23 protein-coding genes are annotated in these 24932 nt (G+C 66.3%); 11 read left to right on the top strand and 12 right to left on the bottom strand.

All coding sequences use genetic code 11. The annotated features are described in order from the left end of the window. Positions 1-6: 6 nt before the first annotated feature. The 9 genes from BLS40_RS01355 to BLS40_RS01315 form a co-directional block, all read right to left on the bottom strand. Positions 7-477, bottom strand: a complete 471-nt coding sequence (locus BLS40_RS01355) for a nucleoside/nucleotide kinase family protein (RefSeq protein ID WP_092147760.1) — start codon at positions 475-477, stop codon at positions 7-9. Next, the gene (locus tag BLS40_RS01350; protein WP_092147757.1) at positions 477-1238 is read right to left on the bottom strand and encodes an energy-coupling factor transporter transmembrane component T family protein; all 762 of its coding nucleotides are present in this window, start codon (positions 1236-1238) and stop codon (positions 477-479) included. Before BLS40_RS01350 ends, BLS40_RS01355 begins: the two co-directional genes overlap by 1 nt. Further along, a complete protein-coding gene (locus BLS40_RS01345) occupies positions 1235-2560 on the bottom strand; it encodes an ABC transporter ATP-binding protein (RefSeq protein WP_092147754.1) in 1326 nt (441 codons plus the stop codon). Before BLS40_RS01345 ends, BLS40_RS01350 begins: the two co-directional genes overlap by 4 nt. A 12-nt stretch (positions 2561-2572) precedes the next feature. Next, positions 2573-3172 carry an ECF transporter S component gene (locus tag BLS40_RS01340; RefSeq protein ID WP_092147751.1) on the bottom strand — a complete coding sequence of 200 codons (600 nt, stop codon included), beginning with the start codon at positions 3170-3172 and terminating at the stop codon, positions 2573-2575. A 197-nt stretch (positions 3173-3369) separates the two neighbouring features. Beyond that, complete coding sequence (locus BLS40_RS01335) at positions 3370-5067, bottom strand: ABC transporter ATP-binding protein (RefSeq protein ID WP_092147748.1); 1698 nt, start codon at positions 5065-5067, stop codon at positions 3370-3372. Then, a complete protein-coding gene (locus tag BLS40_RS01330; RefSeq protein WP_092147746.1) occupies positions 5064-6029 on the bottom strand; it encodes an ABC transporter permease in 966 nt (321 codons plus the stop codon). Before BLS40_RS01330 ends, BLS40_RS01335 begins: the two co-directional genes overlap by 4 nt. Continuing rightward, complete coding sequence (locus BLS40_RS01325; RefSeq protein ID WP_092147743.1) at positions 6022-6948, bottom strand: ABC transporter permease; 927 nt, start codon at positions 6946-6948, stop codon at positions 6022-6024. The genes BLS40_RS01330 and BLS40_RS01325 overlap by 8 nt, the downstream gene beginning before the upstream one ends. Before the next feature lie 129 nt (positions 6949-7077). Then, the gene (locus BLS40_RS01320) at positions 7078-8661 is read right to left on the bottom strand and encodes a peptide ABC transporter substrate-binding protein (protein ID WP_231908479.1); all 1584 of its coding nucleotides are present in this window, start codon (positions 8659-8661) and stop codon (positions 7078-7080) included. Between the two features lie 252 nt (positions 8662-8913). Then, positions 8914-9237, bottom strand: a complete 324-nt coding sequence (locus tag BLS40_RS01315) for a DUF2218 domain-containing protein (RefSeq protein ID WP_092152013.1) — start codon at positions 9235-9237, stop codon at positions 8914-8916. Positions 9238-9320: 83 nt separating this feature from the next. Between BLS40_RS01315 and BLS40_RS01310 the strand changes: the two genes are divergently transcribed. From BLS40_RS01310 to BLS40_RS01285, 5 genes are read left to right on the top strand one after another with little or no spacing between them, the layout of a single operon-like run. Then, positions 9321-10247, top strand: a complete 927-nt coding sequence (locus tag BLS40_RS01310) for a DUF808 domain-containing protein (protein ID WP_092147738.1) — start codon at positions 9321-9323, stop codon at positions 10245-10247. Continuing rightward, on the top strand, positions 10244-12586 hold the full coding sequence (locus BLS40_RS01305) for an ATP-binding cassette domain-containing protein (RefSeq protein WP_092147735.1): 2343 nt from the start codon (positions 10244-10246) through the stop codon (positions 12584-12586). Before BLS40_RS01310 ends, BLS40_RS01305 begins: the two co-directional genes overlap by 4 nt. Before the next feature lie 53 nt (positions 12587-12639). Then, complete coding sequence (locus tag BLS40_RS01300; protein ID WP_092147732.1) at positions 12640-13056, top strand: cupin domain-containing protein; 417 nt, start codon at positions 12640-12642, stop codon at positions 13054-13056. Between the two features lie 3 nt (positions 13057-13059). Continuing rightward, positions 13060-14049 (top strand): hypothetical protein, encoded by a 990-nt coding sequence (locus BLS40_RS01295; protein ID WP_092147729.1) that lies wholly within the window; start codon positions 13060-13062, stop codon positions 14047-14049. Between the two features lie 55 nt (positions 14050-14104). Then, entirely contained in the window at positions 14105-15388 is a 1284-nt protein-coding gene (locus tag BLS40_RS01285; RefSeq protein WP_231908478.1) for a DUF4185 domain-containing protein, read from the top strand. Here the strand turns inward: BLS40_RS01285 and BLS40_RS01280 are convergent. Continuing rightward, positions 15369-16379 carry a bile acid:sodium symporter family protein gene (locus BLS40_RS01280; protein WP_092147723.1) on the bottom strand — a complete coding sequence of 337 codons (1011 nt, stop codon included), beginning with the start codon at positions 16377-16379 and terminating at the stop codon, positions 15369-15371. The genes BLS40_RS01285 and BLS40_RS01280 overlap by 20 nt on opposite strands. Before the next feature lie 82 nt (positions 16380-16461). Beyond that, positions 16462-16968: a pyridoxamine 5'-phosphate oxidase family protein gene (locus BLS40_RS01275; protein ID WP_092147720.1), complete on the bottom strand. Its 507-nt coding sequence runs from the start codon at positions 16966-16968 to the stop codon at positions 16462-16464. 132 nt (positions 16969-17100) lie between these two features. On the opposite strand from BLS40_RS01275, the gene BLS40_RS01270 reads away from it, so the two are divergent. The 3 genes from BLS40_RS01270 (at position 17101) to BLS40_RS01260 (ending at position 21682) form a co-directional block, all read left to right on the top strand. Beyond that, complete coding sequence (locus tag BLS40_RS01270) at positions 17101-19128, top strand: bifunctional metallophosphatase/5'-nucleotidase (RefSeq protein WP_092147717.1); 2028 nt, start codon at positions 17101-17103, stop codon at positions 19126-19128. 115 nt (positions 19129-19243) lie between these two features. Continuing rightward, positions 19244-20239 (top strand): ATP-grasp domain-containing protein, encoded by a 996-nt coding sequence (locus BLS40_RS01265; RefSeq protein ID WP_092147714.1) that lies wholly within the window; start codon positions 19244-19246, stop codon positions 20237-20239. Between the two features lie 24 nt (positions 20240-20263). Then, complete coding sequence (locus BLS40_RS01260; RefSeq protein ID WP_331710852.1) at positions 20264-21682, top strand: DHA2 family efflux MFS transporter permease subunit; 1419 nt, start codon at positions 20264-20266, stop codon at positions 21680-21682. Between the two features lie 12 nt (positions 21683-21694). Here the strand turns inward: BLS40_RS01260 and BLS40_RS01255 are convergent, their stop codons facing one another. Further along, positions 21695-22111 carry a VOC family protein gene (locus BLS40_RS01255; RefSeq protein ID WP_092147708.1) on the bottom strand — a complete coding sequence of 139 codons (417 nt, stop codon included), beginning with the start codon at positions 22109-22111 and terminating at the stop codon, positions 21695-21697. Positions 22112-22283: 172 nt separating this feature from the next. Between BLS40_RS01255 and BLS40_RS01250 the strand changes: the two genes are divergently transcribed. Genes BLS40_RS01250 through BLS40_RS01240 form a run of 3 tightly spaced genes read left to right on the top strand, consistent with a single transcriptional unit; the run spans position 22284 to position 24929 of the window. Further along, positions 22284-23273 carry an ABC transporter substrate-binding protein gene (locus BLS40_RS01250; protein ID WP_092147706.1) on the top strand — a complete coding sequence of 330 codons (990 nt, stop codon included), beginning with the start codon at positions 22284-22286 and terminating at the stop codon, positions 23271-23273. 5 nt (positions 23274-23278) lie between these two features. Beyond that, positions 23279-24145 carry an ABC transporter permease gene (locus tag BLS40_RS01245; protein WP_092147703.1) on the top strand — a complete coding sequence of 289 codons (867 nt, stop codon included), beginning with the start codon at positions 23279-23281 and terminating at the stop codon, positions 24143-24145. After that, entirely contained in the window at positions 24138-24929 is a 792-nt protein-coding gene (locus BLS40_RS01240; RefSeq protein ID WP_092147700.1) for an ABC transporter ATP-binding protein, read from the top strand. Before BLS40_RS01245 ends, BLS40_RS01240 begins: the two co-directional genes overlap by 8 nt. Positions 24930-24932 lie beyond the last annotated feature (3 nt).

Below are 24932 nucleotides of genomic sequence, written 5' to 3'. Positions count from 1 at the left end.
GTAAACCTAAACCACCCGGACGGTGACGTCTGCGGGCACGCTTTCCAGGACGCGCTCCTGGGCCGCCCACATGTCCCAGTACTCGCAAAAACCCGGGTCCCGCGCCAGCGCGCGCGCCTTGCGCAGCTCTGCGTCCGCGACCACCCGCAGGGTGTCTGCGTCCCCCAGCCTTTTCGCAGCGCGTATCGACGCCCCCGTCACCGCCCCGACCCCCTCCACGATGAGGTCCTCCCCCGGGTCGAGAGCAACCCATTCCGCGCGGCGTCCGCGCTCCCAGTCCCATCGCCAAAAGCCGGGGCGCTGTGGATCGAGCACGTCGTTCGCGACCATCCGCGCCCCCTCCGCCAGCCCCAACCACCCGGGGTAGAAGTCATCCAAGTGCACCACCTTGAGGCCCATGACCTCGCCCATCAGGTTCGCCAGGGTGGTTTTCCCGGCGCCGGAGGGGCCGTCGATTAGCAGCGTGTAGCGGGACATTAGCGCGACACCGCCCAGACGGGCCGGAGGTAGCCGGTGTAGTGCGCGAGCGCGAGGCTGGCGAGGGCCGCTGCGAGGCACGCGGCCATCACCACCCAGTCGCGCGTACCCAGAGTGGAGGTGCGGGCGTGGGTGCGCGGGCCCGTCCCGAAACCGCGGGCCTCCATCGCGGTGGCGAGCGTGCCGGCGCGGCGCAGGGACATGACCAGCACGCCGAAGGCCAGGGAGAACCAGTAGCGCACCCGGCGAGTGTCGGCCACGCCCCGGGCCCGCCGCGACATCCGCATGGCCTCCAAATCCTCGCGCAGCAGGGTGACCAGGCGCAGCCCGGCCACCGCCCCGATGACGAAGCGCTCCGGGAGTTTGAGCACCTGGGACAGGCCGTCGCCGAGATCCGTTGGATCCACGTCGGCGGACAACACGACCACGGGCAGCGCCACGGCCAGCACGCGCACCGCCGCGGCGACCGCCAGACTGACCGACAGCTCGGTGACGTTGATGAGCCCCCAGCTGAAGTAAACCTCTCCCCCGCTGCGCCCGTAGAGCGCCATGGGGATGCCCGCGATAGGGGCGAGGATGAGTAGCGGCCAACCCCGGTGCAACAGCCTCCGCCACGGCACCCCGCACAGCGGGGCGGCCGCCACCGTCAGCGCGACCACGGACGCGGCGGAGACGACATCCAAGGTCAGCAGCAGCGGGGTTGTCACCAGCGCGAGCCCGAGGATGCGGGTGACGGGATTGACACCTGCGAGAAGGTTCACGCCGCCTCCCCGCCGATGCGCAGCACGTGGTCGCCGAGCGCGCCGATGAACGCCTCGTCGTGGGTGATGGAGGCGACGGTCACGCCAGAGTCGGTGAGCTCGCGGATCAGGTGCACCAGCTCGGTGAAGGTGGTGTCGTCCTGCCCAAAGGTCGGCTCGTCCAAAAACACCAGCCGCGGGGCGTTGACCAGCGCCGTGGCAACCGAGAGGCGGCGCTTCTCCCCGCCCGAAAGGGTAAACGGGTTCGCGGCCGCCAGGTGGTCGAGCCGCAGACGCTCCAACAGCGCGGCGACCCGCTGCGGCGGCGCCCCGGCCACCTCCATCTCGGCGCGGACGGTGGGGGTGACAAACTGGTGCTCGGGCTCTTGAAACACGTAGCCGATGCGCTGGGCCAAGTGGGTGGAGGACCACGTGTGCGGCGGGGTGGTCAAGCCGCGGGCGATGTCCTCGCTATAGGTCAGCCGACCTTCCACGGGCGCGGTGAGACCCGCGAGGGCTAGAGCGAGCGTCGTCTTGCCCGAGCCGTTGACCCCGGTGATCACCGTGGAGTGGCCCTGCGGGATCGCCAGTGTGCGCGGCGGACCGAACCGGGTGCGCAGGGCCTCGGCGGTGACAGCCTGGGGGGTGCCCGCGGGCACGGGGTGTGCGGCGGGGAGCACGGGCGCGCCCGGCAGGTCGCCCACGCCGATCCGGTGCAGCCCCGCCGCGTCGAGCCGGTAGTAGGTCTCAATAACCCCCGCCCAGTCCGCGGGGCGGTGCTCCACCACGATGAGCGTGGCCCCCGTCCGGGCGCACACCGTGTCGACGGCCTCGATCACGTCGCGGCGCCCGCCTGGGTCCAGGTTCGCCGTCGGCTCGTCCAGCACGATGATGTCCGCGCCCATCGCGAGCACCCCGGCGAGCGCGAGGCGCTGCTTCTGCCCGCCGGACAGGTGAGCGGTGCTGCGGTCTGGTTCCACGTCGAGGCCGACTGCGTCCAGCGCCCACCGCACCCGCGGCCAGATGTCCTCGGCGGGCACCCCGAGGTTTTCCGCGCCGAAGGCGACGTCGTCGCCCACCCGCGACAGGATGGTCTGCGATTCCGGGTCCTGCATGACCATGCCCACCACGCCCGACACCTCAACGATGCCGGTGCGGTGCCCGTCCTCGTCGTCACCGGCTAGCCCAGCGATGACCGCGAGCAGGGTGGATTTCCCCGACCCCGAATCCCCCGTGATCATGACCCGCTCGCCGCGGCGGACTGCCAGATCGACTCCGGAGAACGCGGCAGTCGCGCGGGTGGCGTGCCTGTAACCCAGCCCGCGGGCGGAAAGAACCTCCATCCCCGACCCGGTCTATTCGGCTGGCTGGGTGAATCGCTCGCGGCCGGGGCCGAAGCGGTCCAGGGCCCCCGTCTGCGCGAGCGCCCGCACGAGAATCCACCCGAGCACGCCCGCGAGCACCGCGCCGGAAATCACGGTGCACACGAGGTAGATCACGTTGAAGGCGAGGCTCATGGCCAGGTTCGCCGAGGTGAACAGTTCGAGGATGAACGCTCCGAGGCCGGCGCCCATGCCGGAGAGCACGGCGACGTCGGCGCTGAAACGTCGATACGCGAAGGCGGCGAAGACCAGCTCCGCGCCCAGCCCCTGGGCGAGGCCGGAGTAGAGGGTCTCGATGCCCCACTGGCTGCCGAGAGCGGCGGACACGCTCGCGGCGAGCACCTCCACGAAGATGGCAGCGCCGGGCTTGCGGATGACCAGCCCGCCGATGACTCCCCCGATGAACCAGACGCCGCTGAACAGGCCGCCCAGTCCCGGTGTCAGCGCGTCCATGGCGGTGAACCCGGCGTAGCCGATGGTGTTCCACACCCAGAAGATCAGCCCGCAGGCCACACCCAGCACGGCGGCCGTGACAATGTCGACGACCCGCCAGCGCGCACGCGATTGTTCCATGAAAATCAGTCCTTCCTTCCGCCGGTATTACCCGGATCAGGTTCAACGGTTCGCGGCGGTGTCAGCTCCGTCCGCATCTCAGCCCCCCGCCTCATGGGGAGCACCCGTGCCGTATATGCGTATGTGCGTATGCAATTGTGTCTCGCTGTGGCGCAGATTTTACACGCGCCACAGCTAGGGTACAGGCACCGGCCTGCCTACCTCACATCGATCCCCAGATCCTCCCCCGTGCCCAGCTCGATGTTGAGCCCGGGCACGGAGTTGATCAGATTCCGGGTGTACTCGGTCTGCGGGTCGTTGAAGATGGCGTCGGCCGCGCCCTGCTCCACGGCCTTGCCCTGGCGCATGACCACGATGTCGTCGGCGGTTTGGCGCACCACGGCGAGGTCGTGGGTGATGAACAGGTACGACAGGCCCAGCTCTTCCTGGAGCCCGGTTAGCAGCGTGAGGATCTGGTTCTGCACGAGCACGTCGAGCGCGGAGACGGCCTCATCCAGCACGATCACGTCCGGTTTGAGCGCCATGGCGCGAGCGATCGCGATGCGCTGGCGCTGGCCGCCGGAGAGCTCGTTCGGGTAGCGCCGCATCGCCGAACGCGGCATCTGCACCATGTCCAGCAGCTCCGCGACGCGCGCCTCGCGCTCCTTGCGTCCTCCCACCTTGTGCAGCGTCAGCGGCTCCTCGATGCAGCGGTAGATGGAGTACATCGGGTCCAGCGAGCCGTACGGGTTTTGGAACACCACCTGCATCTTGCGGCGCATGTCGAACAGCTCTTTGCCCTTCAGCGCGGAAACGTCGCGGCCCTCGAATGTCACCGATCCGCTCGTGGGCTCCAGCAGCGACAGCACCATGTTGGCCACGGTCGACTTGCCCGACCCGGACTCGCCCACCAGCGCCAGGGTGGTGCCGCGGCGCAGGTCGAAGGAGACGTCGTCGACGGCGCGCAACACCTTCTTGTCGCCGCGCTGACCCCGCACGTCGAACTCCTTGACCAGGTTTTTCACGCTGACGACGACCTCGCTCGAGCCCCGCCCGGTGTTGAGCTCCTCGGAGGATTCCAGGCCCTGCGCCTTCGCGGACTGGATGCGTGCCGACGCCAGAGACGGCGCCGCCGTAACCAGCCGCTTTGTGTAGGGGTGGCGCGGGTTGCGCAGTATGGCCAGGCTCGGGCCCTTCTCCACGATGCGCCCGCGGTGCATGACCACGAGGTAGTCGGCGCGCTCAGCCGCCAGCCCCAGGTCGTGGGTGATAAACAGCAGCGCTGTGCCGAGCTCGTCGGTCAGGGTGTCCAGGTGGTCCAGGATCTTCTTCTGCACGGTGACGTCGAGTGCGGAAGTCGGCTCGTCCGCAATCAGCAGCTTCGGGCGCGCGGCCAGGCCGATGGCGATGAGCGCGCGCTGGCGCATGCCGCCCGAGAACTCGTGCGGGTACTGCTTGGCGCGGCGCTCCGCGTCCGGCAACCCGGCCTCTTCAAGCAGCTCGACGACGCGCTGGTGGCGCTGCGAGCCCTCCACGACGTTGTTGGCGCGCAGGGACTCCTCCACCTGGGTGCCGATGCGCCACACCGGGTTGAGGTTGCTCATCGGGTCCTGCGGGACCAGCCCGATGCGGCTGCCGCGGATCTTCTGCCAGCCCTTCTCGTCCAGCCCTGTCAGTTCCTCGCCTTCGAGGACGATGGAGCCGCCGGTGACTTTGCCGGTGCCGGGCAACAGCCCCAGCACGCTCATGGCGGCGGTGGATTTGCCGGACCCGGACTCTCCCACGATGGCCACGGTTTGGCCCGGGTAGATGGTCAGGTCGAAGTCGCGCACGGCCTCGACGGTTCCCGTCGTGGACTCGAACGTGATCTTCAGGTCGGAGATCTCCAGCAGGGGTTGTTCTGCGGGTGCGGTCATCGGGTCCTCGCCTTCGGGTCGAGGGCGTCGCGCACGGCGTCGCCCATCATGATAAAGCTCAGCACGGTCAGCCCGAGCGCGATCGCCGGGTAGAACAGCACCATCGGCTGGGTGCGTAGCGACGCCTGCGCCGCCGAGATGTCACCGCCCCACGACACCACCGTGGACGGCAGCCCGATGCCGAGGAAGGACAGCGTCGCCTCCGCGACGATGAAGGTGCCCAGCGCCACCGTGGCGTAGACGATGATCGGCGCGGCGGCGTTGGGCATGATATGGGAGGTGATGATCCGCGCGTCCGAGGCGCCGAGCGCGCGGGCCGCGGTGACGAACTCGTCGTTCTTCACGCCCATCACCGCGCCGCGGGTGATGCGGGCGATCTGGGTCCAGCCGAACATGGCCAGGGCGAGGACGACCATCCAGATGGAGCGGTGGTTCTTGAACACGGACATCACTACGATCGCGGCGAGCACGAGCGGCACGGCGAAGAAGATGTCGGTCAAGCGCGACAGGATCGTGTCCCAGATCCCGCCGTAGAAGCCGGCGATGGCGCCGACGAACGCGCCGAGGAGGGTGACCAGCAGCGTGGTAAGAACGCCCACGGTGACCGACGCCCGGGCGCCGTAAATGGTGCGCGAGTAAATGTCGCACCCCTGGCGGTCGAAGCCGAAGGGGTGGCCGGACTCGGGCCCGGCGAGCGAGCGCGATAGCATGCATTCCCGAGGGTCGACGCTGGTGAACAGGCCCGGGAAGATCGCCATCGCCAGCGCCAGGAGGATGAGAACGGAGGAAACCCAGAATAGCGGGCGGGTGCGCAGGTAGCGCCACGCCTCGCCCCATTGGCTCGACGGGGCGGAATCGTCCGGCACCGCGTCGACGGCGCCGAGGCCGGTCTCGTCGGTGTCGGCAATGAAGTATTCCTGCCCGCGGCGCAGGCGGGCGTCGACAAGCTTCGGCTTATGCATAACGAATCCTTGGGTCGAGAACGGCGTAGAGGAGGTCGACGATGAGGTTGGCCACGATGTAGACGATGACCAGCACGGTGGTGAACGACACGACCGTCGCGGGCTCGCCCTTGATGATGGCCTGGTAGATCGTGCCACCCACGCCGTTGATGCCGAAGATGCCCTCGGTGACGATCGCGCCGCCCATGAGCGCGCCGAGGTCGGCGCCGAGGAAGGTGACCACCGGGATCAGGGAGTTGCGCAGCACGTGGCGCGTCATTACCTGGGTCTCGCCCAGCCCCTTGGCGCGGGCGGTGCGGACGTAGTCGGCGCGCAGGTTCTCGCTGACCGACTGCCGGGTGAGCCGGATGACGTAGGCAAACGAGAGCGCACCGAGCACCACCGCCGGCATGAGCAGGGCGGTAAAGGATTCGTTGCGCCCCACCGTCACCGGCAGCAGGCCCCACTTCACGCCCACAAGGTACTGCAGGACGAAGCCGATGACGAACGACGGGACCGCGATGACGAACAGGGAGACGAGAAGGATGGTCGAATCGAAGATCCCGCCGCGTCGCACGCCCGCGATCACGCCGAAGATGATGCCGAAGACGGCCTCGAAGACCAGCGCCATGAGCGCGAGCTTGATGGTGACGGGGAAAGCGTTGGCCATCACCGAGGACACGGGCTGGCCGGAAAACGTTGTGCCGAAGTCACCAGTGAAAATGCCCTTGAGGTAGAGCAGGTACTGGACGATGAAGGGCTTGTCGAGGTTGTACTCGGCCTCGATGCGCGCACGCGCCGCCTCTGTGAGCCCCCGGTCGCCGCCGAGGGCCGCCACGGGGTCGCCCGGCATGAGGAATACCAGCGCGTACAGCAGCAGCGTCGCGCCGAAAAACACCGGGATCATCTGGAGGAGGCGTCGCCCGATATAACGCAGCATGGTCGCGGGCTCTCCTATTCTTAAAATTTATATTTGCAGTTGGGTGAATACTATTTGCCGCGGATAGCCTAGCACCCCGCCAGCGCGAAGCGTGCGGGGTGCGAGGCAATCACGGGAGTGCGTGGCGAGCTACTTCTTGGTGACGTTGTAGTAGACCGGCTGCGACTTCCAGGAGAACGTGACGTTGTCGACGTTCTCGGAGTACCCGCCGGTGACGTTGGCGTACCACAGCGGGATCGCGGGCAGCTCGGTCAGCAGGATCTCCTGGGCCTGGTTGTAGATCGGGGTCGCCGCCTCGAGGTCGTCGGCGCCAGCGGCGTCGTCGAGCAGCTGGTCCAGCTCCTTGTTGGAGTAATCGCCGTCGTTGGAGCCGGCACCTGTGCCGTACAGCGGGTCGAGGAAGTTACCCAGCGACGGATAGTCCGCCTGCCAGCCGGTGCGGAACGCGCCGTTGATGGTGCGGTTGGTGATCTCGTCGCGCAGCGACTTGAAGTCCGGGTACGCGTTGCCGACCGCGTCGATGCCGAGGGTGTTGCGGATGGAGTTCGCCACCGCATCGACCCACGCCTGGTGGCCGCCGTCGGCGTTGTAGGAGATGGAGAACTGGCCGGTGAACGGGGAGATCGCGTCCGCCTCGGCCCAGAGGCGCTTGGCCTCTTCCGGGTCGTAGGAGAGAACCTCGGCGCCCGTAAGGCTGTCCGAGTGGCCCGGGATCACCGGCGAAGTGAAGTCGGTTGCCGGGGTGCGGGTGCCCTCGAAGATGGTGTCGGTGATCTGCTCGCGGTCGATGGCGCGCGAGATCGCGGCGCGGCGCAGCTCGCCTTCCTTGCCCGAGAAGTGCTCGAGCCGCTCGGGGATGGTGAACGACTGGAAGACCGCGGACGGCTGGTTCACGGCGCGCTCCCCGAGCTCGTCTTCGAAGGTGGCGAAGGCGGAATCGGGGATCTCGTCGAGCACGTCGAGGTTGCCGGCGAGAAGGTCCGCGTAGGCCGCGTCCTGCTGGGCGTAGAACACGAAGTTCACACCGTCGTTCTGGGGCTTGCGCTCGCCCGCGTACTCCTCGTTGGGCACGATGATGGCGTCTTGGTTGTGGTTCCACTCCTCGAGCTTGTACGGGCCGTTGGAGATCGGGTTTTCGCCGTAGGCGTCGATGTCGTCGTACGCGCTCGGGTGCATCGGGAAGTAGGCGGAGTAGCCGAGGCGGGAGGGGAAGTCGGCTTCCGGCTGGTCGAGCTCGATGGTGAAGGTTTTCTCGTCGACGACCTTCAGGCCTTCCATCTCGGCCTTGCCTTCCTCGTACCCGAGGATCGACTCGAAGAAGTTGGCGCCCAGCAGCGCGTTCTCCACGGTGTAGTTCCACGCCTTGACGAAGTCTTCTGCGGTGACCTGGGAACCGTCGGACCACTTCGCGTCCTTCAGGGTGACGCGGTAGGTCTTGTCCCCTTCGAGTTGGATGGACTCGGCGAGCTCGTTGTGCGCCTTGCCCTCCCCGTCGTAGTAGACGAGGCCCGAGTAGATGTTGTCGACGAGGCGGCCGCCACCGTTTTCGTTGGTGTTGCCGGGAACCAGCGGGTTCTGCGGCTCGACCCCGTAGGCGAGGACGTAGTCGTCCCCGCCGGTCGAGCCCTTGCCGCCGGCGTCGTTCGAGCTCGAACCGGAGTCCGAGCCGCCGCAGGCCGCCAGGCTCAGTGTCAGGGCGCTGGCAGTGGCCACCGCCGCTACTTTTCCGAAGCGCAAAGCGAATCTCCTTCTTGTCCGTGTCTATGTAGATTCGCCTGAACGAGTGCGACCAATCACACCGCAGCGAATTACGCTTATTTCATCACACGAAGGGAGTCTTCAGGAAAATATGTGGGGATTTCCTGGGAGTCCCCCACGTTTCCGCTACTTCGTGCCCGTTTTCGGCAAGTGTTATTAACCCCCCGTTTACCCCCGGTTCCGCTGCATAGCCCCTCTACTGCTCCCCTATGTCGCGGCGCGGACCCATCCCACCTCGAGCCCATCGCCCTGGCCGAACCGCAGCAGGTGCGAACCGACGATCTCCTCCGCCCGGTCGATGTGCTCCGCCGGCGCCTCCATCGCCAGGACGAGGACCTCGTCGCCGCAGAGCATGTCGCACGTGCCCAAGGGCACCCCGTTGTCGTCCTTGGGAAAGACCAGCTGTCCCCGCCCGGTCTCCGCGTCGAAGTTCGTGTCAATCTTTCGTCCGAGGTGGCTGGCCAGTTGCTTGGCGTAGCGCGCGGGGCGCTCGGTGGCGACCCGTGCCGTGGAGGTGACGAGTTCAGGCATGATCACACCCTACCGAAGCCCATCAGGTGCACTAGGCTTTCTGTGTCCCGCACAGATCACCTCCACGAGAAAGGGGGCCCACCATGGCAGGTGGCCTTCTCGCCCTGCTTGACGACGTCGCCCTGATCGCGCGCACAGCCGCCGCGTCCGTCGACGACGTCGCAGCCATGACGGCCAAGACCTCGGCGAAGGCGGCCGGGGTGGTCATCGACGACGCGGCCGTGACCCCGCAGTACGTCCAGGACGTCACCCCGGCCCGCGAGCTCCCGATGATCTGGCGCATCGCGAAGGGCTCCTTCCGCAACAAGCTCTTGTTCATCCTCCCGGCGGCACTCCTGCTCAACGCCGTCGCGCCGTGGGCGCTGGTGCCCATCCTCATGGTGGGCGGCGCCTACTTGTGCTTCGAGGGCGCGGAGAAGATCCTGCACAAGCTCTCCCCGCGCGGGCACGAGGCGGAGGACAAAGCAGCGGACAAGGACCCGAAGGACGAGGACAGCCTGGTCAACAGCGCGATCCGCACGGACCTCATCCTCTCCGCCGAGATCATGATCATCTCCCTCGACGAGGTCAAGGACGAGCCCATCTGGATGGAGGCGGCCGTCCTCGCCGCGGTGGGCATCTTCATCACCCTCGCCGTCTACGGGGCGGTCGCGCTGCTGGTCAAGGTCGACGACATCGGCCTCGGCATGATCCGCCGCGACCGCACGCCGCGCCTGGGGCGCGCGCTGGTCAAGGCGATGCCGTACGTGCTCAACGCGATCGGGATCATCGGCACCGTCGCCATGCTGTGGGTCGGCGGCCACCTGATCATCCGCGGTCTGGACGAGGTCTTCGGCGTCCACTTCCTCCACGAGCTCATCGTGGCCGGGCAGGAGGCGGTCGGCGGGGCCGGCCTCGCCGCCTGGCTCGTCGATACGGGCACCTCGCTCGTCGTCGGCTTGATCACAGGCATGCTGGTCGTCGCCCTCCTCAACCTTGTCACCCGTGCGCGGAAGGCTGCAGCGCGATGAACGCCGACGCGCACGACGCGATCGTCGTGGTCGGGGCCAACGAGAACAACCTCAACAACGTTTCGCTGACCATCCCCAAGCGCCGCCTGACCGTTGTCGCCGGGCTGTCGGGCTCGGGGAAATCCTCTCTCGTGTTCGATACCATCGCGGCCGAGTCGCGCCGCCTGATCAACGAGACCTACTCCACCTTCGTGCAGGGGTTCATGCCGTCGATGGCGCGTCCCGACGTCGACCGCCTCGAGGGCCTGACCACCGCGATCACGGTCGACCAGGACCAGCTCGGCGCCAACGCCCGCTCCACCGTGGGCACCGCCACCGACGCTACGGCCATGCTGCGGGTCCTGTTCTCCCGTATCGCCGAGCCCAACGCGGGCGGCCCCGGCGCCTACTCCTTCAATGTGCCCTCCGTCAGCGGCGGCGGCGTGCTTACCGACGCCAGGGGTACCAAGAAGATCCTCAGAGACTACAAACGCACCGGCGGCATGTGCCCCGCCTGCGAGGGGACGGGCCGGGCTTCCACCTTCGACGTTGACGAAGTCGTCGACAAGCAAAAATCGCTCGACGACGGCGCGATTACCGTCCCCGGTTACAAGCCCGGCTCCTGGCAGCTGCGCCACTACGCGGAGTCCGGTTTCTTCCCGGCTGACACCCCCGTCGCCGACTTCACGGACGAGCAGCTGCACATGCTGCTCTACGCGCAGCCGCAGAAGGTGGACTACCTGGGCTTCAACACCACCTACGAGGGCTTGATCCCGAAACTGACCAAGTCGCTGCTGAGCAAGGAGAAAGAGGGCCTGCAAAAGGCGATGCGCGAGTTCGTCGAGCGCGCCGTCACCTCCGGGCCCTGCCCCGCCTGCGGGGGCACGCGCCTGGCCCCGCACGCGCTGGAGTCCCGCATCAACGGGGCGAACATTGCGCAACTGTGCGCCATGGAGGTCGCCGACCTCGCCGAATGGATCGAGGGTGTCGACACTCCGGCCGTGGCGCCGCTCGTCGGCGCGATCCGGGAAACGCTGGGGCACTTCGTCACCATCGGCCTGGGCTACATCACGCTCGACAGGCCCAGCTCGACGCTTTCCGGGGGCGAGGCGCAGCGCATCAAGATGATCCGCCACTTAGGCTCCGCGTTGACCGATGTCACCTACGTTTTTGACGAGCCCACCGCCGGGCTCCACCCGAACAATATCGAGCGGATGAATACGCTGCTGCTGCAGTTGCGGGATAAGGGCAACACCGTGCTCGTCGTGGAGCACAAGCCGCAGACCATCGAGATCGCCGACCACGTCGTGGAGATGGGCCCGGGCGCGGGTAGTGCCGGGGGCAACGTCGTGTTCGAGGGCACCGTGGAGCAGCTGCGGAGCGCCGACACCGTGACAGCGCGCCACCTGAGCGAGAGCTACGCGCTCAAGCCTGATGCCGAGTGCCGCGGCGGCGACGGCGTGATCGAGGTCCGGGGCGCCGACGCCAACAACCTCGGCGGCGTCGACGTGGACATCCCCCGCGGCACGCTCACGGTGATCACGGGTGTGGCGGGCTCGGGCAAGTCCTCGCTCGCCCTGACGATCCCGCTGGACGAGAATACCGTGTGGGTCGACCAGTCCCCCATTTCCGGGTCGCGCCGCTCCAACCCCGCCACCTACACGGGAGCGCTCGACCCGATCCGCAAGGCTTTTGCTAAAGCAAACGGCGTCAAACCCGCGCTGTTCTCCCCCAACTCCGAGGGCGCGTGCGCCAACTGCAAGGGCGCGGGCGTGGTCTACGTCGATCTGGGCATCATGCAGGGCGTCGACGTGCCCTGCGAGGTATGCGAGGGCAAGCGTTTCGACGACGCCGTGCTCGTGCACACCTTCGGGGGCCTAAACATCGCCGAGGTGCTGGACATGCCCGCCTCCCAGGCCGCCGAGTTCTTCGCGGACGCAGAGCACAAGGTCGCCGCCGCCGCGCGCATCGCCGGGCACCTTGTCGACGTGGGGCTGGGCTACATCACGCTCGGCCAGCCCCTGACCACGCTTTCCGGTGGCGAGCGCCAGCGACTCAAGCTCGCGAGCCACCTCACCGACAAGGCCACGATGTTCGTGCTCGACGAACCAACTACCGGCCTCCACGTCGCGGACTCCGCCACGCTGGTCGGCCTTTTCGACCGCCTCGTGGACAAGGGGGCGACGGTCATCGTCATCGAGCACAACCCCGCAGTGATCACCCGGGCCGACCACATCATCGACCTCGGCCCCGGCGCGGGATCTGCAGGCGGACGCGTTGTCGCGCAGGGCACGCCATCCGCCATTGCGGGCCACCCACATTCGGTGACCGGAAAGCACGTGAAACGGTTCACCGCGTAGATATCCGCGTACCCTAGATGGCACACCTCCCCGGTTACGTAAGGAGAAACTTCATGTCCCAAAGCAAGAGCGACAAGGGTCCGAACCCGTACGCGGTCAACATCGAAAAGGCCACGGTGGACAACGAGGCCTTCCGCGACACGCTGTGGACGGGCAAGAATCTGCAGCTGACCGTTATGTCCATCCCGCCGGGAGGCGAGATTGGAGCGGAAATCCACGACGGCCACGATCAATTCCTCCGCCTCGAGTCGGGATCGCTGCGCGCCATGATCGGAACCAGTGAGTCGGAGTTGGAGCTCGACGAGACAGTCCACGGCGACGACGCCATTTTCGTCCCCGCGGGCAAGTGGCACAACTTCGTTAACGAGGGAGATGAACCGGCGAAACTCTACTCCATCTACGCACCACCGGAGCACAAGCCCGGTACCTTCCACGCCACCAAGGCGGACGCTGACGCCGACGAGCACTAGAGCGTGAATGGTTCGACTGTCTACCCCCTCGCGCCGTCGGCGTGGGGGGCTGCGGAAGAAATCCCGGTCGACAACGTAGTCCAAGCGTTCGTTGTCTCCGACACTCCCAGCGTGTACGGAACCTCGTACATCAACGTCCACTTGGAGCCGGACCCGTTGACGGGTGGCTGGCGCGTGCGCAGCGGCGACTCCGTGATCGGTGGCATCGCGGCGTCCCACCGCAGCCGCTTCACTCCCCTTGAGCGGGTCCACGGCTCCGGTCTCGTGCCCGCCACGCTCGCCGGCGTACGCCTAGACCCAGCACTAGGCCGCTTCGCGGTGGACGTCTTTCTCCCTCCGGCGCTCGTGTCGGTGCCGCGCAACAATGCGCCCACCGGGGCCGTGGTGCTGCCGCCGGGGGACATGTTTGTCGTGGACACCTCCGCGGGCGAGTTCACGGGCGGCGAACTCGACATGCGTTCACCAGGGCAGTGGCTCGTCGGACTGACCGTACTCGGCGACGCTGTCGTGGCCACGCTCGACGGCCGCGTGCTGGGCACCTTCAGCGACCAAGACAATACCGTTCTATCGGCTTTCGTCGGCGAAGAAACGGTTTTCGCCCGAGCCCACATCGTCGACGGCATGGTCGGACTCGACGTATCGGAACCCTCCCCCGACCCGGATGTCGTCCCACCTTTAACGATTCCTGCTGACGAGCCGAAGCGGGCGTGGACGGTGACGACATTCCCCGACGGCACGTGGTCTATCACGGTCGAGCGTAACGCCGCCGTCGACGCAGACGACATCTCCACGCCGACGGCCCACTCCCGCCCAGTCTCCAGCCCTACCGCCGACGGTGCCACCACAGCACCCGCGCCCTCCGTCGACTTCACCCCGACCACCAGCTTCCGCGCCTCGTCGGCAACTTACCTCACCGAGATGGAAAAGCTTCGCCTACGCCGCGAACATCAGGGACGCTCACGCGGCGGCCGTCATCGTCGGCGACATCCTTAAGTGTTTGCTAGTGTCGAAGTGTTTTTCTGGCCCCTCTTTCTAAGCGAGTTCGACGATGCGCCTGCCCTCCCGCACACTTGCCCTCTTGACCGCCGGTGCCCTGGCCGCCGGCCTCATGACTGCACCGACGGCCGCCGCACAGAGCTCCTTGAGCTCCATGAGCTCCAGGGGTTCGAGCAATCCGCGCCCGAAGCTGCCGGACCCCACGCAGAAGGGGCCCGGTGCGCCGGTGGTCATGCCCGGCGAGTACATCGTGCAGATCATGGGCGACATCCTCGGCCCCGGCATCTCGGACCTGGTCGGGTTCCGCTCGGGAGATCTCGGCGTGATGGCCCCGCTTGACGACGGCACCTTCGCGCTCATCTTCGGCGACTCCTTCCGCGAGACCGGCCTGCGCGGCGAGTGGATGAGCCCGGTCGGTGTCGTTGCCGAGCTCGTCAACGGCATTATCGAGATCATCCGCCCTCTCAATGCGGGCGACCGCGTCGAGCAACTGCTCGACTACGAGCACGTCGACAATCTGACGCTGATCCCCTCCGACATCATCAACATCGACGGCACACTGTACATGCAGGGCATGTGGAACAAGGGCATCGGCAACGTCCAGCGCACAGAGATTTGGAAGTCCACAGATTACGGACGCAACTGGACAAGCGTAGGAAAAACCTCCACCTCGTACATGGGCGGGATGGGAGACCTCATTTCGTGGGAGCGCGGACAGGACGGCTACATCTACGTGGTGTCGTCGTCATTTAAGCGCGACCATCCGGTCTACCTGTCGCGCTTCCAGCTCGAGGACATTGGAAACCGCTCGAAGTGGGAACTCTACAACCCGTCGACGGGTGTGTGGTCGAGCTCCGGCACGCCGATTCTGAAGGACAACGTCCAGGCCGGTGAGATGAACCTGCGTTTCATCGAGGGCCACTGGGTCCTGGCTATGTTCAACGAGGAGACGTTGCAGATCGAGGTCCGCATCTCCGACACCCTCGCCCAGGATTGGAGCGCCGTGCCCATTGCCGTAATCGCAAGAAACGGCCGCTGGCAGGAGGAGCAGACGCCGCTCAACTTCTCCCAGCCCTACGGCGCATACATCGTTCCCGGCTCCACGCTGGCGAACATGGACCTCGTCATCTCCCAGTGGAACACCTACAACAACAGCCGCTACAACTCCACGCAGTTCAACGTCAAGGGCCTCGATACCTTCTTCGGCATCAACCAGCCGGCGGTGGAGACGACGGAGGTGCTCAGCGTCGAGGAACAGCCGGCAGCGGTGGTACCGGAGCAGGTGCTCGAGGATTCACTCCTCGAGCAGCCGGAGATCACCGAGCAGTCGCGGTAACAGCTTCTCGCTTATCGACGCCCGCGTCACGCTCCGTAGGGAACCTGCGCACAATCGACGCGTAGATCGCGCCGTTGATGTTGTGCATCACGGCCGCAACTGCGCCCGGCAGCGCGGCTTCCGGGGTGAAGAACTTCCCCGCCATGCCGGAGGCGAGACCCGCGGACTGGGTGCCTACCTCGATGGCGACTGTGCGTCGGTAACTCTCCGGCAGGCCCGTGAAGCGCGCGGAGAAATAGCCCAGCAGGAAGCCCAGCACGTTGTGCAGGATGACGGCGACGAACACGATCAAGCCGACCGAGAGCAACGCGCTGCGGTTGGCCGCGACCGTCGGGAAAACCACGCCGCCGATACCGATGATGGAGATCCACGGCAGAACCGGGGCGATCTTTTCCATCCACGCATCGAGCAAGTACCGCAGGACCAGGCCGCCCAGCACCGGAAGCAGGACCGTCTGGGCCAGGGTCCACGCCATTCCCCGAGCGTTGACGTCGACATTCTCCCCGGCAAGGAGCAGCATGATGATCGGGGTCATGATGGGTGCGACGAGTGTGGACACACTTGTCATCGCCACCGAGAGGGCAACGTCGCCCTTGGCCAGGTAGGCGATGACGTTGGAGGCGGTGCCGCCGGGAACCGAACCGAGCATCAACAGACCCACGGCGATCGCGGAATCTAGGTTCAGCAGCTTCGCCACCGCAACCGCCCCGAGCGGCATGATGACAAACTGCGCGACGACGCCGATCACCACCGGGATCGGCCGTTTCGCCACCGTCTTGAAGTCCGGGATAGTCAGGGTCAGCCCCATTCCGAACATGATGATCATGAGGAAGTAGGTGATATAGGACCTGAGCGGAGCGAAGGGCTCGGGAACGAAGAACGCCAACGCCGCGCCCGCGAGGATGAACGCGGGGAAAGCGGTGACGGCGATCGCGGCCGATCGGTCTGCCCGGCTGACTTCCTGCGGGGCGGACGGTGGGTGAGTAGTCAAGTGAACCTCCGTAAGTACTGGGACGCATACACAATATCCCAGCGTCCGGGAGGCGCGTTCCACTAGTTAGGACTTGTGCTCATTAGTGGTCAAGAACCGTGGCCACCCACCCGTTCGCCTCGAAGTTGTACTCGACTCGTGTTGCGTTGCGCGCGTCCACAGCCTGGAAAAATTCAAGCCGCATGGGCTCAATCCGCCACACATGGAAGTGCTCGTTCGGAGCATCCTGGAGGCGCGCGGTGCCGCGCACGCGCACTGCACGATTCAGCGGCTGCCACCAGAAGTTCAGCGCTGCGACCGGGCTATCGCGCAGTTGCTTGACCTTCGTCGAAGCCGCGCCGGTGCCGAAGCAGAAACCGTTGTCTGTGAGCTCCATCAGGGTCATCATTCGAGCATCCGGCAGACCGTTTTCATCCACCGTGGCGAGCGTCGTTGCCCGGACGTCCTCACAACCAGCGGCGACGGCAGCGTCGAACCACTGGGCGAACAGCTCAAAAGGGTGGCTGGGGAGGTTGTCAGTATCGAAGTCGGGGGCTTGTCCAGTCAGCGAGGACTGCCCCGCCAAGTACTCGGAATCCAGGTAGGTCATGGTGTCGAAGATACCTGTTCACCTCCGGCAACAGGCTTAACCGGAAGTTCAACTGATAGGCGCCTGTTAGCAACCTCGAAATCTTATTGTTACAACCGCACAACAACCCGCCCTTTATTGAAAGGATTCCCCATGCGGTTCCGCCCTTCGCTCACGGCCGTCGCTGCTGCGTCCGTCAGCGCGCTCGCGATCTCCGGTCTACCCCTCGCCTCGGCTCAGACCGACGGCGAGTTCACTATCTCCAACATCACCGACTTCCACGGTCGTTGGAAACAAGACGCAAAGGACGGCATTCCCGGTGCCGTTGCCCTGAAGTGCGCAGTTGACGAGGCTGCGGAGGGGCGTAACCACGCGTTTACCTCCAGCGGCGACCTCATCGGTGCTTCCCCGTTTGCGTCCATGATTCTGGACGACGCACCGACCATTCAGATCATGAACATGATGGGCCTGGATGTCTCGGCCGTGGGCAACCACGAGTTCGACAAGGGCCAGGCTGACCTGACCGAACGCGTCGTCCGCGAGGCTGACTGGACCTACCTCGCTGCCAACGCGGACGGCTTGGAGAAGAACGAGGGCGAGATCGAGGACTACCGCATTATGGAGCTCGGCGGCGTTAAGGTCGCCTTCATCGGTTCCGTGACCGACGACATGCCCGACCTCGTCTCCCCGTCCGGCATCGAGGGCATCACCTGGCAGGACCCGGTTGAGTCGATCAACACCCTCGCTGATGAGCTGACCAACTCCGACGAGGCTGACGTCGTCATCGCCCTGCCCCACGAAGGTAACATCCCCGCTGACGCATGGTCGGAGAACGTCGACGCCGTCTTCATGGGCCACACCCACGAGTTCATCCAGCCGGCAGATACCGAAACATTCCCCATCATCTTCCAGGCAGGCGAGTACTCCAAGGGTCTCGCCAACATCGATTTCGCATACGATTCCGCAACAGACGATTTGACCGTCCAGAAGGCGGAACTGCTGGACGCTAAAACGATCATGGCGTGCACCACCCCCGACGCTGAGATCCAGACCGTCATCGACGCGGCGCTCGACGAGGCAGAGGTCGAGGGTTCCAAGGTCATCGGCACCCTCGGCGAGACCCTCTACCGCGGCAAGAACGCCGATGCGGACAGCGGCTCCAACCGCGGTGTCGAGTCCCAGCTCAACAACCTGCTCGCCAACGTGGCCAAGTGGGGAGTCGCCCAGAACTCGCAGGTCACCCCAGACATCGGGGTGATGAATGCGGGTGGCGTGCGCGCGGATCTCCTCGAGGGCGACGTCACCTTCGCGGAAGCGTTCTCCGTCCAGCCGTTCGGCAACGAGATCACCTACACCACCCTCAAGGGCTCCGACTTCATCGAAGCTCTCGAGCAGCAGTGGAAGGACACCGACCCGGAGGCTTCCCGCCCGCGCCTGTCGCTCGGTGTCTCCGACAACGTCTCCTACACCTACGACCCCACCCGCGCCTACGGCGAGCGCATCACGAACGTTATCGTCGACGGCGAGCCGATCGACCCGGACGCCGAGTACGTTGTCGCAGGTTCGACGTTCCTCCTTGAGGGTGGCGACGGGTTCACCGCCCTGACCAACGGCACGGATCTCGCGCAGCTTGGCTACTTGGACATCTCCGCGTTCACGGAGTACCTGGACGCCTACCTCAACGACGGCGACGCACCTGCACCGCGCACCGGCCAGGCTGACATCGGCCTGCGCTACGCTGAGCCGCTCGTCGCTGGCAAGGAGACCACCTTCGAGCTGACCTCGCTGATCTACACCCAGGGCGAGACTGCCGAGACCGTCACCGTCCAGCTTGGCGACGTGCGGCGCACCGTCGCTATCGACCCCGACTTCGGCGAGGCTGGTTTGAACGAGGCCGGCAAGGCCACCGTGACCCTCGATATCCCGGCTGACCTCGTTGGACAGCAGACCCTGCGCATCACCACCGACGCTGGCACCGACATCGCGGTTCCCGTGACCGTGTACTCCACAAATGCACCGGCCCCTGAACCGGCCCCGGGTTCCAGCTTCGGCGGCGGCTTCCTCGCCGGCGCGGCCACCGTCTTCGCCGGTGTCGCGGCGGCCATCGCAGCTGCCATCGGTGGCTTCCTGCCGCAGATCCTCGTCTTCCTGCGCTCCATCATCCCGGGATTCCCGTTCTAAACCTCACGCGCACCTAGACCGCGTAAAGCACCAGGGCCGGCGCCCATCACGGGTCGCCGGCCCTGGTGCTTTTTAAGGGCTCACAAAAGAGGTCAATATATTATAGACTCCTTATATGTTGAGCCGGATCGACGAACAGCCCAACCCCCACCACCCCCTCATCGTGGTGCTGGGTGACAACATCGACGATGAGGACCACGACCTCCTCTTCCCCGCCCTACGCGCCCGCGGCATCTCCGTTGTCCGCATCCACCCGCACGAACTCACGGTTGAGATGGACGATACGGCCATCCGCTTCTCCGCCGCGGGACTCGAGCTCAACCCCGCCCTGGTCCTCGGCTGGGTTCTCGACGACCTCCTCCCCATCGGCATGTCGCACCTCGACGCCTTCGCCGCGGCCGGCATCCCCGTCATCAACGATGCACTGACCCTGTTTCGCGCCCAGAGCAAGTACGTCTGCAGTGCGCACCTCGCGGCCCGCGGCATCGCGGGGTACCCGGCTATCACCGGCCGCGAGGCCGACATCCTCGAAACGTGGTTGAGAGAACTCGACGCGGCGGCGGTGATGAAACCCCTCTCCGGCTTCGGCGGCGAGGGGCTGACGCTTATCAGTTCTCCGGCGGACGCCCGGGAGGTCGTCGATAAGCATGCTCACGCCCCCGCCAGCTTCTACGCCGTGCCCTACATCGACAACCCCGGCCGCGACATCAGGGTCAACACCATCAACCACCGCGCGATCTTCGCCATGTACCGCTACGCGCCGGAGGGCGGGTGGATCACCAACGTCCGCGCCGGCGGCGGCATCGCGATGTGCCCGCTGACGCCCGACATTGCCGCGCTAGCGGAGCAGGCGTCCCGCGCGCTGGGCACGCTCATCGGCGGCATCGACATCGGGGAAAACACCCGGACCGGTGGTCTCGTTGTCTACGAGGTTAACTCCTGCCCCACCATAGAACCACCGGTGATTGAGCAGGCCGCCGACTTCCTCGCCGCGGCCACGCGCGACCTCGACTCCGCCCTGCGCACCTGGCAGCCGAGCAAGATCTACGACACGCTCGATGAGGATCCCGCACTGTTCCACTTAAGCAAACGCGCCAAATTACGCAAGTAACCGGCGGGGAGTAGAGTTGCGCCGGTGAATTCCGCACCCCGCACCTCACCGTGGCCCGCCCTGTGGACGATGATGGTCGGCTTCTTCATGATCCTCGTCGACTCCACCATTGTGGCCGTCGCCATTCCGGCCATTACGGACGCTTTCCAGGCCACCTACAACGAAGTCATCTGGGTCAACAGCGCTTACCTGCTCGCCTACGCGGTGCCGCTGCTCATCACCGGCAGGCTCGGCGACCGGTTCGGTCCGCGCACCCTCTACCTCATCGGCCTCACCCTGTTCACCGTATCGTCGCTCGCCTGCGGCCTCGCGGGCGGCATCGGGGCCCTCATCGCCGCGCGCGCCGTCCAGGGGCTCGGCGGAGCGATGGTCACCCCGCAGACGATGAGCATGATGATCCGCACCTTCTCTCCGCGCGAACGCGGTGGGGCGATGGGTGTGTGGGGCGCGACGGCGGGCGTGGCCACGATCACGGGCCCGCTGCTCGGCGGACTGCTTGTCGACGCCGCCGGCTGGGCGTGGATCTTCTTCGTCAACGTCCCCATCGGCGTTGTCGGGCTCATCCTTGCGATCCGCTTCGTCCCCGTGCTTGAGAACACAGCCCGCTCCCTCGACTGGCTCGGCGTGGCCATCAGCGCCGTCGGCATGTTCTGCCTCATCTTCGGCATCCAAGAAGCCGAGCGGCTGGAATGGTCCTGGCCGGCCTGGCTGCTCATTGGTTCCGGCGTCGTATTGCTCGCGGGCTTCGTGTCCTGGCAGCGGCGCATGAGAGGGGAGCCTCTCGTCCCGCCGCAGCTGTTCGGCGACCGCAACTACACCCTCGCCGCGCTCGCCATCGCCACCGTCGGGTTCACGGTGTCCACCTTCGCCATCCCGTGGATGATCTACATCCAGCAAGTCCAGGGCTTCTCCCCCACGCACGCCGCGTTGCTCATCCTGCCGGCAGGCGTTGTGTCCGCGGTTCTGGCCCCGTACATCGGCAAGCTGACGAACACGCGGTCGCCGAAGCCGTTCGCGATCGCGGGCCTCGCGCTCACCGGGTTGTCCGTCTCACTCATGGCCCTGATCGCCGACCCGACGATCAACCCGCACTGGCTGCTCGCCATCTCCGTCGTCAACGGCCTGGGCAACTCGATGATGTGGGGACCGTTGTCCATGATCGCCACCCGCAACCTCGACCCGCGTCTGGCGGGCGCCGGCTCGTCGGTCTACAACACCGTGCGCCAGGTCGGCGCGGTGATAGGCTCCGCCGCCATTGCCGCGCTGATGACGGCGCAGCTGAACCGCTACGCCGCGCCGGTCGGCGCCCCCGACCCCGCCGGTGTGGCCCAGGCGATGAGCAACTCGCTGTGGCTGCCCGCCATCGGCGTCCTTGTCGGCGCGGCGGTGGCCACGGGGTTCGCGCGGACGAAGTCGTGGGGCGACGCCGATGAGGCGTCGTAAAGCGTAAACAGCTTAAACAGTGGAGATGTGCCAGGCCATGCCGTACTTGTCCTCGCACTGGCCGTAGTAGTCGCCCCACGGAGCCTGCTGGAACGGCATGGTCACCGCGCCGCCGTCTGCGGTCAACTCACCCACGATCCGGGTGCCCTCCTCCACGGAGTCGACCTCAACGACGAAGGAGAAGGCGCCGCAGTCCAGAACCCCAGAGGGGTCCTGAATGTCGTCGCCCCCGGTGAGGTTGAAGACGCCGGTGAGCTTGCCGTGGGCGACGGCCTCGCGCGGCGCCTCAAACGGGAACTCGGCACCGTTGACCATCTGGTCACCGTAGGTCATGAGTTCCAGCTCGCCGCCGAAAATGGACTGGTAGTAGCGCAGCATTTCTGCGGCGTTGCCGTGGAAGGAGATGTACGGGAAAGTGCGAATAGCCATCGGGGCTCCTCGACAGGTGTTGGGCTGGGACCACAGATGAGATTACGCCACAGGGCGCGGGGGCACCCGGTAACCGACTTGGGACGAAAATTCCATATAGTGGACGCTTCTCGTTTAGGCTCTACGTCAATCATTGACACTTCACCGACACTTCACCGAAGGGAACGAACCCGTGACGTTCACACACCGCACCCGCATTGCAGCAGCCGCGTTGGCCACCGCCACCCTCGCGCTGGCCGGTTGCTCATCCGAGTCGGGGTCATCGCAGGCAGGGTCCGGCTCCGCGGAGTCGTACTCCATCGGCATTTCCCAGCTGGTTCAGCACCCGGCCCTCGATTCCGCCACTGCGGGCTTCAAGCAGGCCTTCGATGACGCGGGCATCGACGTGGAGTGGGAAGAGCAGAACGCCAACGGCGAACAGGCGACGGCGCTGACCATCGCCCAGCAGTTCGCCAACCAGGACCTCGACCTCGTCCTGGCCAACGCGACCCCCGCGGCGCAGGCCATGGCGCAAAACGTCGCGGACATTCCGGTGCTGTTCACCTCGGTGACCGACCCCGTCGAGGCGCAGCTCGTCGCCTCGCTGGAGGAGCCGGGCGGCAACGTCACCGGCACCTCCGACAAGACCCCGCTGGCCGATCAGTTCGACCTCATGACGGAGCTCGTGCCGGACGTGTCCACCATCGGCATCATCTACTCCTCGGGCGAGGTCAACTCCCAGATCCAGGTCGACGAGGCGACAAAGGAGGCCGAGGGCCGCGGCATCTCCGTCGCAACGCAGACGATCACCAGCGTCAACGAGATCCCGCAGGCCGTGGCCGCCCTCGGCGACGTTGACGCCTTCTACGTCCCCACCGACAACATGGTTGTCTCGGGCATCTCCTCCCTGGTCCAGGCCGCGGAGGAGAAGAACACCCCGGTGATCGGCGCCGAGGCGGGAACCGTCGAGGGTGGCGCGGTGGCCACCATCGGCATCGATTACTTCGAGCTGGGCCGCCAGACCGGCGAGATGGCCATCCGCATCCTGCGCGACGGCGCTGACCCCGCCACCATGCCGGTGGAGACCGCCAACCAGTTCTCCTACTACGTCAACGAGGACGCCGCCACGGTGCAGGGTGTCACCATTCCCCAGCACATCCTCGACCAGGCCGAGCGCGTCTAACAGCAATGATCGGCGCACTTGAACTAGGCCTCATCTACGGGGTGATGGCCCTCGGGGTCTACCTCACGTTCCGCGTCCTCAACTTCGCGGACCTCACGGTGGACGGCAGCTTCACCACCGGCGCGGGCACCGCAGCGGTGTTGATCACCAGCGGCGTCAACCCGCTCGCCGCGACGGCCGCCGGCTTCGTCGCCGGCTTCCTCGCCGGGGTAGTCACCGGCCTGCTCCACACCAAGGGAGGGATTGACGGCCTGCTCGCCGGCATCCTCACCCAGATCGGGCTGTGGTCGATCAACTTGCGCATCATGGGCGGCGCGAACCTGTCCATGCTGCGCGAGACCACCCTATTCACCCCACTCCGCCAGGCGGGGCTGCTCGGCACCTGGGCCAGCGTGGCCCTGCTCGCCGTCGCGATCGTGCTGCTCAGCCTGCTGGTCTACTGGTTCCTCACCACCGACCTCGGCCTGGCCATCCGCGCCACCGGCGACAACGGCCCGATGATTACCTCCTTCGGCGTGGCCACCGACAACACGAAGATACTCACCCTGGCGCTGTCCAACGGGCTGGTCGGCCTGACCGGCGCGCTGGTTGCCCAGTACCAGGGCTTCGCGGACATTTCGATGGGCATCGGGCTCATCGTCGTCGGCCTCGCCTCCGTCATCGTCGGCCAGGCGATCGTCGGCCAGCGCCACCTGCTGCAGGGCATCATCGCCGTGGTCGTCGGCGCGGTCGCGTACCGCCTCATCATCTTCTTCGCCCTCCAGGTCGGCCTCGACCCGAACGACATGAAGCTCGTGTCCGCGGTGCTGGTGGTCGCGGCGCTTCTTCTGCCGAAACTGACCTCCCGAGCTAAGGGGAAGGCCCATGCTTGAAATCCGTGATGTCAAAAAGACCTTCTTCCCCGGCACCGCCAACGAGCGCGCCGCGTTAAAGGGTGTCAGCCTCACGCTTGACGAGGGGGACTTCGTCACCGTCATCGGCTCCAACGGCGCGGGCAAGTCGACGCTGCTCAACACCATCGCGGGCCGCCTGAAGCCCGACGCGGGCAGCGTGCTTATCGACGCGCGCGACGTCACCGGGCTCAAAGAGCACACCCGCGCGAAGCTAATCGGGCGTGTCTTCCAGGACCCCCTCGCCGGCACCGCCCCGAACCTCACCATCGAGGAGAACCTGTCGCTGGCCTACCTGCGCGGCGCGTCCCGCGGCCTCGGCCGTTCCCTGACCAAGGCGCGGCGCGAGCTGTTCCGGGAGCGGCTGGCCACCCTCGAGCTCGGCCTGGAAGACCGCCTCGGCCACAAGGTCGGGCTCCTGTCCGGCGGCCAGCGCCAGGCGCTGTCGCTGCTCATGGCCGGCTTCACCAACCCCAAGGTCATGCTTCTCGACGAGCACACGGCCGCGTTGGACCCTGAGCGCAGCGATCTGGTGACCACCCTTACCCACACGATCGTGGAGGACGGCGGGATGACCACGCTCATGGTTACCCACAACATGGAGCAGGCGATCCGCGTGGGAAACCGCCTGATCATGATGCACGACGGCCAGATCGTGTGGGAGGCGGCAGGAGAGGACAAGCGCAAGCTCACGGTGCGCGATCTCATCGCCCAGTTCGCCGCGATCAAGGGAGCCACCCTGTCGGACAAGGCGTTCCTGGGCTAGGCC

The sequence above is a fragment of the Corynebacterium mycetoides genome (assembly GCF_900103625.1).
Lineage (GTDB): Bacteria > Actinomycetota > Actinomycetes > Mycobacteriales > Mycobacteriaceae > Corynebacterium > Corynebacterium mycetoides.
Note: the sequence above shows the minus strand (reverse complement) of the source record. Positions and strands in the feature narration are given on the sequence as shown.